This is a genomic window from Hydrotalea sp., from assembly GCA_030054115.1.
GTDB lineage: Bacteria > Pseudomonadota > Alphaproteobacteria > JASGCL01 > JASGCL01 > JASGCL01.
On sequence record JASGCL010000033.1, the window covers coordinates 9,844 to 14,666 of the forward strand.

Annotated in this window: 6 protein-coding genes; 3 read left to right on the forward strand and 3 right to left on the reverse strand. The window is 48.7% G+C overall.

Features of this window, described 5'->3' with window-relative positions:
* The coding region (locus QM529_06260; GenBank protein MDI9314258.1) for an SRPBCC domain-containing protein at positions 1-440 on the reverse strand (440 nt) is incomplete at its 3' end.
* 152 nt (positions 441-592) lie between these two features.
* Here QM529_06260 and QM529_06265 point away from each other — a divergent pair.
* From QM529_06265 to QM529_06275, 3 genes are all read left to right on the forward strand, one after another.
* A complete protein-coding gene (locus QM529_06265) occupies positions 593-1,975 on the forward strand; it encodes a cytochrome ubiquinol oxidase subunit I (GenBank protein MDI9314259.1) in 1,383 nt (460 codons plus the stop codon).
* A 6-nt stretch (positions 1,976-1,981) separates the two neighbouring features.
* A complete protein-coding gene (cydB, locus tag QM529_06270) occupies positions 1,982-3,019 on the forward strand; it encodes a cytochrome d ubiquinol oxidase subunit II (protein MDI9314260.1) in 1,038 nt (345 codons plus the stop codon).
* 191 nt (positions 3,020-3,210) lie between these two features.
* The gene (locus QM529_06275) at positions 3,211-3,738 is read left to right on the forward strand and encodes a hypothetical protein (protein ID MDI9314261.1); all 528 of its coding nucleotides are present in this window, start codon (positions 3,211-3,213) and stop codon (positions 3,736-3,738) included.
* A gap of 267 nt (positions 3,739-4,005) precedes the next feature.
* Here the strand turns inward: QM529_06275 and QM529_06280 are convergent, their stop codons facing one another.
* Both QM529_06280 and QM529_06285 read right to left on the reverse strand, forming a co-directional pair.
* Entirely contained in the window at positions 4,006-4,191 is a 186-nt protein-coding gene (locus QM529_06280; protein MDI9314262.1) for a hypothetical protein, read from the reverse strand.
* Between the two features lie 31 nt (positions 4,192-4,222).
* Complete coding sequence (locus tag QM529_06285) at positions 4,223-4,678, reverse strand: VOC family protein (GenBank protein MDI9314263.1); 456 nt, start codon at positions 4,676-4,678, stop codon at positions 4,223-4,225.
* Positions 4,679-4,823 lie beyond the last annotated feature (145 nt).

Here is a 4,823-nt window from a genome sequence, read left to right on the forward strand (position 1 = left end):
CCCTGCGTCATCGACGGGCGGCCTGCTTCAAATTCGGCTTCTTCCGCCGAGGTTGCCTCATGCGGTGTCCAGGTAATATCGCAAGTGGTTTTATCGCCCTTTTGCGTTAAGGCAATGGTTGAATGAATCGTCATCGGCCATTGCTCGCTCCATGGGTGGCGCACTGGTGCGCCATTGGCGTCGGCAAAATGTTGTAAAAACACAAATTTATGCGGTTGGTCGATTTCTAAAAATTTCCACAGCCCATTGTGGTTACCGGCGGCAAATTTCAGGGCGTAAAACATCGTGCCGCCAACGCGCAAATCCATTTTGCATTCGGTCATTTCGGCACCGGCCGGCCCGAACCATTTTTTTAATTCATCGCCGACTGTCCAGGCACGCCACAACACGTCGGGCGTGGCGTCAAAGGTTTCGGATAAAAAAAATGTTGGTTTCATCATTAAATTGTTCGACAAAAAACTTACAACAAAACCCATTGGCACGCAACCTCAATTCTACTCTTTCGCGCGCCAGCCCACCCACAACTCTTGACAACAACAGCAAACAGCTTTAAGCTACGTCCATTATGTTGCATGACCTGTTTGATCCCCTTTTGCTAGCGCGGATTCAATTCGCCTTCACCGTCAGCTTTCATATTGTTTTTCCCGCCATGAGCATCGGCCTCGCCAGTTTTTTGGCGGTGTTGGAGGGGTTGTGGTTAAAAACCAAAAAACCGGTTTACCTCAACCTTTATAAATTTTGGGTGAAGATTTTCGCCGTCGCCTTCGGCCTGGGGGTGGTATCGGGGGTTGTTATGTCCTACCAATTTGGCACCAATTGGTCAGTATTCGCCGACCGCATTTCAAATGTGATTGGGCCATTGTTGGGTTTTGAGGTTCTGACCGCCTTCTTCTTGGAGGCTTCGTTCCTCGGCATCATGTTATTCGGTTTCGACCGCGTGTCGCGCAGAATGCATTATACCGCCACGGTGATTGTCGCCCTGGGCACCATATTGTCGGCCTTCTGGATTCTATCAGCCAATAGCTGGATGCAAACCCCGCAAGGGTTCGATACCATGGCCGACGGCCGGCTTTACCCCGCCAATTGGCTACAAATTGTTTTCAACCCGTCCCTGCCCTATCGCTTCGCGCACATGCTAACCGCCGCCTATCTTTCGGTATCGCTGGTGGTTGGTGGTGTCGCGGCTTTTTACCTTTTTAACAAACGCCATATGGTCGAGGCAAAAACCATGCTCGTCCTTTCAACCCTGATGCTGGCGATTGCCGCGCCGACGCAATTGGTTATTGGCGACCTGCATGGGCTTAACACGCTAAAACATCAACCGATAAAGGTCGCGGCGATGGAGGGGATTTGGGAAAATGAACAACCCGCCGGTTTACGGCTGTTCGCCCTGCCCGACCAAGCGGGTGAAAAAAATAATGCCGAGTTTTCTATCCCAGGGCTGTCGAGCCTTATCTTAACCCACAGCTGGGACGGCAAGGTCATGGGCTTAAAATCGGTGCCAGCCGAGGACCGCCCGCCGGTCGCCTGGGTATTTTGGTCATTTCGCATCATGGTTGGGCTTGGGCTGTTGATGATTGCACTGGGCTTGACCAGCGCCATCGCCTATTGGCGCGGGCGGTTGTTCACCATGCGGTGGTTGCAATATTGGTGGATGGCTATGATGCCCGCCGGCTTCATCGCGCTATTAGCCGGCTGGTTCGTTACCGAGATTGGCCGCCAACCATTCACGGTATATGGCGTCATGCGCACCGCGCAATCGGTGTCGCCAGCCATCACCACGCCGCAGGTCTTGTGGTCGTTGCTGTGCTTCGTTGTTATGTATTGTTTCGTGTTTGGTGCCGGCAGTTATTATATTTTAAAATTAATCGGCCGTGGTATTTTGCCAGTCGACAACGCCGAACAATTTTATCAACATGGGCTGGAGGCATCGGCTGTCCAAGGCCTGACCAATAAAAAGAAAAAGAAGAGGTAGCCCATCATGTTTGATTTTTCCGCTGTCTTGAACCTGCCGATAATTTGGGGTGTGCTGATTGCCACCGCGGTCTTGCTTTATGTCTTGCTGGATGGTTTTGATTTGGGGGTTGGGATTTTATTCCCATTCGCCCCGTCCGACCAATGCCGAAATAAAATGATGAATTCGATTGCGCCATTTTGGGACAGCAACGAAACATGGTTGGTGTTGGGCGCGGGCGGGTTGTTTGTCGCCTTTCCCTTGGCCTATTCTATTCTTTTGCCGGCCTTTTACATGCCGATTATCATGATGTTGCTGGGGCTTATCCTGCGTGGCATTGCTTTTGAATTTCGGTTCAAGGCTTCAACCAAAACCAAAAAATTCTGGGATTATGTTTTTCACGCCGGTTCGTTGGTCGCCGCCTTTTGCCAGGGTTTGATTCTTGGCGCGTTCGTGTCGGGGGTTAAGGTTGACGGCCGCAATTTTGCTGGCGGGGCATTCGATTGGGCCAATGGTTTCAGCATGCTGACCGGCATGGCGGTGGTTGCGGGTTATTGTTTGTTGGGCGCGACATGGTTGGTTATGAAAACCGATAAAGAAACCGAGGCCTGGGCACGGCGTGTTGCCTCCTATATTTTAGGGTTTGTTGGTTTGTTCATGCTGTTGGTCAGCATCAGCGTCGCCTTGATAAACGACAGCATCGCCGCACGTTGGTTTTCATTGCCAAATATTTTCTTCTTGGCGCCGATTCCCATCATCACCGCCCTGTTGTTCTTGCTGATTTGGCGTGACCTTAATCGCCAACACCAGGGCAAATTATTGCATTCGCTAAGGCCATTTTTTGCCAGTCAACTTGTTTTCTTAATGGGCTACATCGGGCTAACGGTATCGATATTCCCCTATATCATCCCCTATCATTATAGCTTTACCGAGGCGGCGGCATCCGGCCCGGGCCTGTCGCTATTGTTGGTCGGGGTTATCCCAATGTTGCCGATTGTGTTGGCCTACACCGGTTATTGCTACTTTGTCTTTCGTGGCAAAGCGCACAGCGGTGCCAGCTACTAACATGGCTCACCAATCAAATAATATGTTTAAAAAATTTGACGCGCTGTTGGCGCGACGTTTTAAAAACCGGCCAAGATTAAAACAATTTAGCTGGTTTATGGTTCTTTGGTTGTTCGGGTTATTGGCGGCAATTATATTGTCGTTGCCGATAAAATTATTGGTTAAATTAATGAGTTGAGAAAATTAAAATCATGCGCAAGAAAAAAAAATCACCAAAAAAAATAGCGAAAGCAAAAGTAATCGTTAAACGCGCGCATAAAACAGCATCGACTAGCATCACCGCCCAGGCGGAGTCGCCAAGAGAAAAAATAGCAACCCGCGCCATTGTAAAACTGCCGCATACCCACCGCGACCACGAAACCGGCGGTGTATCCTATTGGCATTATTTTAAAAAAATAACCGCTGGCATTTTGACCGCGCTGGGTGGCGTGACCATCATTCTGGGTTCTGCCATTATCAACTTAACGCGATTGGCGTTACGTGGCCATGTCGCGCCGATACCGGTGGAATTGGCCCAGGCGCAAGCCAACAAATTGGGCAAGGAATTTGAATTAAGCGAGGACGAGCGGTTGCGCGCCGAACGGGCGTGGTTGCGGTATTTCAACCAACGCAAAGAATTGCGCCGCGCGATATTGGAAGAATTAAAAAACACCCTGCCCGACGATAAATACCGCGCTATCGAGGCAAAGATGAATCGCTGGCAACGCTGGATATATTAATCCCCTGCGCCTATTACGCCGCTCATAAAACCTTTGGGATAAACCGCCAACAATTGGCGCGCTTTGCGGCGCAACCACCCCCTTAATGAAAAAGCATAATTTGTCCTGCAGTGCAAAGGGTGCGCGTTGCATTGCGCGGGCGGGCGGGCTAAAATCGAGCTGTGGGTATCTTTGGCAACTGGGCGCAAAAATAAAATTGCGCGTTCTTGCCAGGGTGTGAATTAGATGTTGAGGGTAGGGTTTGTTGAGGGTTCTTAAAAAACCTAATTACAAGCCAAACCTGACAGAAAATGGGTTCTTGGCTTGCAAGCCGAGAGCCCATTTTTTTTGTGCTATCGCCGAAGCAAAAAAATACTTTCCACACCAGCCAATCGATAAAAATTTATTTTTTCTTTGCGCTTCACCGGCGCGGTAACATTGGCCGAGGTGATGTTTATCAATTCCTCCAACCATGCTTGGTCTTCGATATATTGCGCTGACTCCCCTATTTCCCGTCAAAAGCATCCTGCAATATTTTGATATCGAGTTTTATCATCTTCATCATTGCCGCCATGGCACGGTCGGCCTTTGTCCTATCGCTGTCTGATAATAATTTGCCCAACACACGCGGGATAATTTGCCACGACAGGCCAAATTTATCGGTCAACCAGCCACAGGCCATGGTTTTGCCGCCATCCGCCAATAATTTTTCCCAATAATTATCGATTTCATCTTGGGTTTCGCATTCCACGAACAACGACACCGCCGGGGTTAGGGCGTAATGTGCCCCGCCGTTGAAGGCAATGAAACGTTGCCCCCATAATTCAAATGTCACGCCCATGACATTTTCGCTTGGCCCCATTTGCCCGATAATCTTTAAATCAGGAAAAATCGATTGATATAATTTGACCGCGTCGGTCGCCTGCTTATCAAACCATAAAAAAGTTGTTAATTTATTCATGTTGTAAGGCTAGCAGTTTCGTTAATCGCCAACAACAAAAAAATACACCAACGCGTGAATTATTTTATTCTATAGCGTTTTTTTTTAGCAATTGTATTATTGCATTATTAATCAAACAACCTTAATGTTTTTTTTATGAAAAAAA

Excerpts from the sequence above, each read along its gene's own strand:
- QM529_06285 (MDI9314263.1), bottom strand. The coding sequence starts at position 4,678 with ATGAATAAATTAACAACTTTTTTATGGTTTGATAAGCAGGCGACCGAC.
- QM529_06280 (MDI9314262.1), bottom strand. The coding sequence starts at position 4,191 with ATGGTTGGAGGAATTGATAAACATCACCTCGGCCAATGTTACCGCGCC.
- QM529_06275 (MDI9314261.1), top strand. The coding sequence starts at position 3,211 with ATGCGCAAGAAAAAAAAATCACCAAAAAAAATAGCGAAAGCAAAAGTA.
- cydB (MDI9314260.1), top strand. The coding sequence starts at position 1,982 with ATGTTTGATTTTTCCGCTGTCTTGAACCTGCCGATAATTTGGGGTGTG.